This is a genomic window from Streptomyces sp. NPDC001156 (assembly GCF_053598275.1).
The window spans coordinates 1-3,591 of sequence record NZ_JBSFJX010000403.1 but is presented as its reverse complement, the minus strand read 5'-3'; the positions used below and the strand labels follow the sequence as shown (position 1 = coordinate 3,591).

Genomic DNA, 3,591 nt, shown 5'->3' with positions numbered 1-3,591 from the left:
AAATACCACCGACCGGTACCGGCCCACCCCGAATGAGACCCGACCCGCGCGCGAGCGGCACAAGGCCCACGTCGGAACAGCCGCCCCAGTAGGGACCGCACCGCCCACAGGCAGCGTACCCGAACAGGAACTGGGCGCACGGCATCCCATCATGGGATGACTCTTAGTGGTCCGTTTCGGAAGTCCTTCGGGGGTTGATCATGCTGCCGAGGCGGCGGAGGATTCTGCCTGGTGATCGGCGGTGTGTCGGTCGAGTCTGGCCAGCAGATCGTCCAGTTCGGTGGTGGTGAACTTCCACTGGAACGGCTGTGCCGTGGCGTTGTAGCGGTCTTCGAATGCTCGGAGCCGGTCCCGGATCTCAGCGAGGTCCGTGAAGTCGTTGGGCGAGACGACCTTGCGCTGGACGATCGAGAAGAAGATCTCGATCTGGTTGGTCCAGGAGGCGTGCACGGGGGTGTGCACCATGACGGCGTTCGGAAACGTCTTGGTCAGGCGGTCGATGGCGGCCTGCCCTCGGTGGGACGAGCCGTTGTCGACGATCCAGAACACACGTTTGGCGCTGGCGTACGGTTCTTGGCTCATGACCTGGGTGACCAGGTTCATGAAGGGCACGATGCCAGTGGTGGGTTCGCTACGGCCGAAGACACGGGCGCGGTGGACGTCGTAGGCGGCCAGGTAGGCCAGGGCGCCGCCACGGCCGTAGGTGTGGTTGACGCGCATCGCCCTGGCCTGGCCGGGGGCCAGGGTGGGGTGGCAGCGGCAGCGGGCTTGGATGGAGGTCTTCTCGTCCGCGGAGATCACGTATTCGTCCTCGCCCAACGGGACGCCACCCCAGGTACGGGCGTACAGGTCCATGATGCGGCTGGCCTTGATGCGAAAGTCCGGGTCTCGGATGAAGATCCACGACTGGTACTGCCAGGGCTTGAGCGCGTCGTCCTTGAGCCAGCGCCGCACGGTGGAGACGGAGACCGGTGTGGTGATGGCCCGGGCGGCCACCTCGCGGGCCAGTTCCGGACATGACCAGCGCGATAACGGCGTGCCGGTTTCCGCGGGCAGCTGGCAGGCCAGGGCTTTGACCTCGGCGACCTGCAGCGCGGTGAACACCGGTGGCCGACCGGTGCGTTCGCGGTCTGATAGCCCGGGCAGACCGCATTCGGCGAACCGGCCCCGCCAACAGCGGACCGTGTCCAGGTGCAGCCCCGTCTCGCGGGCGATGCGCGCGTTGGAGCGTCCGCGTGCCGCGTGCAGGACGACCTGCGCGCGTAAGCGCATCCGGTACTCGGTCTTGTGGCCGTAGGCCATCTTCTTCAGCCGCTCACGCTCGCCGGCGCGCAGGACTATCGGACGGGCACAGGCAGCGGGCAAGGAAGGCAACCCGATCGAGAGAAGTGGATCACGACAGGCCCCAGCCTGCCGTATCCGGCGATCAGCCCCTCGGGCAGGATGAGCGCCATGCCCACGCCTTCGGAGCACACCCGGCTCTCCCTGGAGGCGCGCCTCGACGAGCGCGCCCGCACCGCCTGGCCGCAACTGCAGCGGTTGCACGTCCGCCACCGCGGAGCCTTCGCATATGTGGAAGCCGAACTGGCCGACAGCGAACGGGTCAAGCTGATGCGCCTGCGCTACAGCGGCGCCGCTGGCAGGTGGGGCTTCGCCCTCTACCTGGCCAGCAACGACCGCTACGAGGACTGCCTACTGCCCACCGGCAGCACCACGGGCACCCCCGCAGACGCGCTCGACCGCGCCTGCAGGATCCACCTCGCCAGCCCCGCCATCTGACCAGACGCCAGCCACAAGACCGCCCCCGACGTCAACCTCCGAAGGACTTCCGAACTGGACCACTTAGGCAGAAACCTGACGGCCGGTGGGCGTGCCGCCTCGCGAACGGTTCTGATGCTCCGCACGTGCCGCCTCCAGCAACCGTCGCCAGGACGTTACGGTCGGACGACGACGCAGAAGCGACCGTCGCTCCCGTTCGGTCATCCCTCCCCACACCCCGTGCTCGATCCGCTGGTCCAGGGCGAATGCCAGACACTCCGTCCGCACCGCGCAGCCCGCACACACCGCTTTGACCCGATGCTGGGCCGACGCCTCGACGAACAACTCCTCCGGGTTCAATCCCCGGCACGCCCCGCGCTCGGCCCAGTCGTCAACCGCCTTCATCCAGCGCCACCCTCTCCCCGCCCGGCCTGTCAGCAGTCCCGGCAATCTGCCGGGGGCATAGGACGCTACGCCCAACTGCCATGGGCTTCGCAATACCCCGACTTCCTCCTCACACTCCTTCGAGTGAATTTCCTTGACGCCGGGCCGCTTGCCGTCTACGGCCTGTTGGCAAAGTCATGGCACCGCCCACGGCCCCAAGGGCAGTCCGAAAAGATCCAACTGACCACCTCAACCGCAGACCCCTGCCGACGAATCCGAGGTAGTACGCCGACACCTAGACCCCTACGAGTTCGGCCGTATCACTGGTGCGGGCAGGCCTACAGCACGGCCGAGGACGGAGGTGACAGGCGTGGTGTAATCAGGCAGGTGCCGAGCCGCCCAGGCGGCGGCTAGGTGGAGGAAGTCGAGCAGGTCGCGCTCTGCGCCGGCGAGCAGGCGACGCAGGTCCGCGACAGGTAGCTCGATGGCCGGGCTGTTGTGATGCTCGGCGTCGGCGGTGAATCGGACGACGTCGCCGTGCCGTTCAGCGAGCGCAGAGGGGTCGTGACCGAAGGAGGCCAGCCCCTGCCGTCGACGACCTCAAGCCAGTCACGCCACTCGTCCAGCCCGTTGCAGCAGCCCGGCAGCAGCGTGGTGCCGGTTGCGGTGTCCGAAATCCGCAGACCGCCAGGTGCGACAAGGTCGTCCATGGTCAGCAGTCCGTGCAGGAAGCCCCCGAGTGGGTCGGCGGGACGCGGTGGGCGACCGTCGGTCTCGGGATCGATGTCGTTGTAGTCGGCGATGCGCATCACCGCTGTGCCGACCTCGGCAGGATCGAGTGCGCCGCTGAGCGGCAGAAAGCCGTACAGCTCGGACTCGGTGACAGGCCAGAGGGTGAAGCCGTCGGAGGCGTAGATCTCCAGGACAGGCTGCAGAACGATCACCCAGGAAGTCTGCGGCACGCGTGCTCGCGCCGCACTGCGATTACTGCGCGACAACCCGCCGTCTCGGATCCCTACCGGCTGTCAGACTGCCAACAGGGGCTGGGCCAAGGGCGCTATTGCGGTCGCATAAGGTCGAGGTCCTCGCCCCAGGCGTCCAGCACTTCGCCGTGTCCGGCTTGTCGGGCCGCTGTCTCGACCCGGGCGAAGAGGTGCCGCTGTAGGGATACGTCGCCGGTTGCTGAGATGCGGTCCGCAGCACGAAGCAGCATGTCGGTGTCCCAGCCCGGCAGGGGGTTGGGAGCTGTTCGGTTTCGGATGTGCAGGAGTGTGTGTGAGTGTGCACGAGCATGTACTGGTTCATGGTGGTGCAGCGCGCACGACGCATGGCGGGCACTGTCAGTGCCGGCCGATAGCGTTCTTCCTGTTGCTGATCACGTGTTGGGGAGGGGGGTGCATCGATGCGTGGTGAGTCGCTGCGTACGATCGCTGCCCCCTTCGTGGCCGT

Annotated in this window: 4 protein-coding genes and 1 pseudogene; 1 reads left to right on the top strand and 4 read right to left on the bottom strand. The window is 67.2% G+C overall.

From position 1 onward, the window contains the following. Positions 1-198: 198 nt before the first annotated feature. Positions 199-1,365: an IS630 family transposase gene (locus ACWDA7_RS51290; protein ID WP_450614907.1), complete on the bottom strand. Its 1,167-nt coding sequence runs from the start codon at positions 1,363-1,365 to the stop codon at positions 199-201. An 87-nt stretch (positions 1,366-1,452) separates the two neighbouring features. Between ACWDA7_RS51290 and ACWDA7_RS51285 the strand changes: the two genes are divergently transcribed. Beyond that, entirely contained in the window at positions 1,453-1,779 is a 327-nt protein-coding gene (locus tag ACWDA7_RS51285) for a hypothetical protein (RefSeq protein WP_450614905.1), read from the top strand. A gap of 63 nt (positions 1,780-1,842) precedes the next feature. Here the strand turns inward: ACWDA7_RS51285 and ACWDA7_RS51280 are convergent, their stop codons facing one another. From ACWDA7_RS51280 to ACWDA7_RS51270, 3 genes and pseudogenes are all read right to left on the bottom strand, one after another. Then, positions 1,843-2,163 (bottom strand): WhiB family transcriptional regulator, encoded by a 321-nt coding sequence (locus tag ACWDA7_RS51280; RefSeq protein WP_450614903.1) that lies wholly within the window; start codon positions 2,161-2,163, stop codon positions 1,843-1,845. Between the two features lie 389 nt (positions 2,164-2,552). Further along, a complete protein-coding gene (locus ACWDA7_RS51275) occupies positions 2,553-3,086 on the bottom strand; it encodes a hypothetical protein (RefSeq protein WP_450614901.1) in 534 nt (177 codons plus the stop codon). Positions 3,087-3,199: 113 nt separating this feature from the next. After that, positions 3,200-3,382, bottom strand: a pseudogene (locus ACWDA7_RS51270) (hypothetical protein); the annotation flags it as partial. Positions 3,383-3,591: the final 209 nt, after the last annotated feature.

Coding starts and splice junctions, on each gene's coding strand:
- ACWDA7_RS51285 (WP_450614905.1), top strand. CDS start 1,453: ATGCCCACGCCTTCGGAGCACACCCGGCTCTCCCTGGAGGCGCGCCTC.
- ACWDA7_RS51280 (WP_450614903.1), bottom strand. CDS start 2,163: ATGAAGGCGGTTGACGACTGGGCCGAGCGCGGGGCGTGCCGGGGATTG.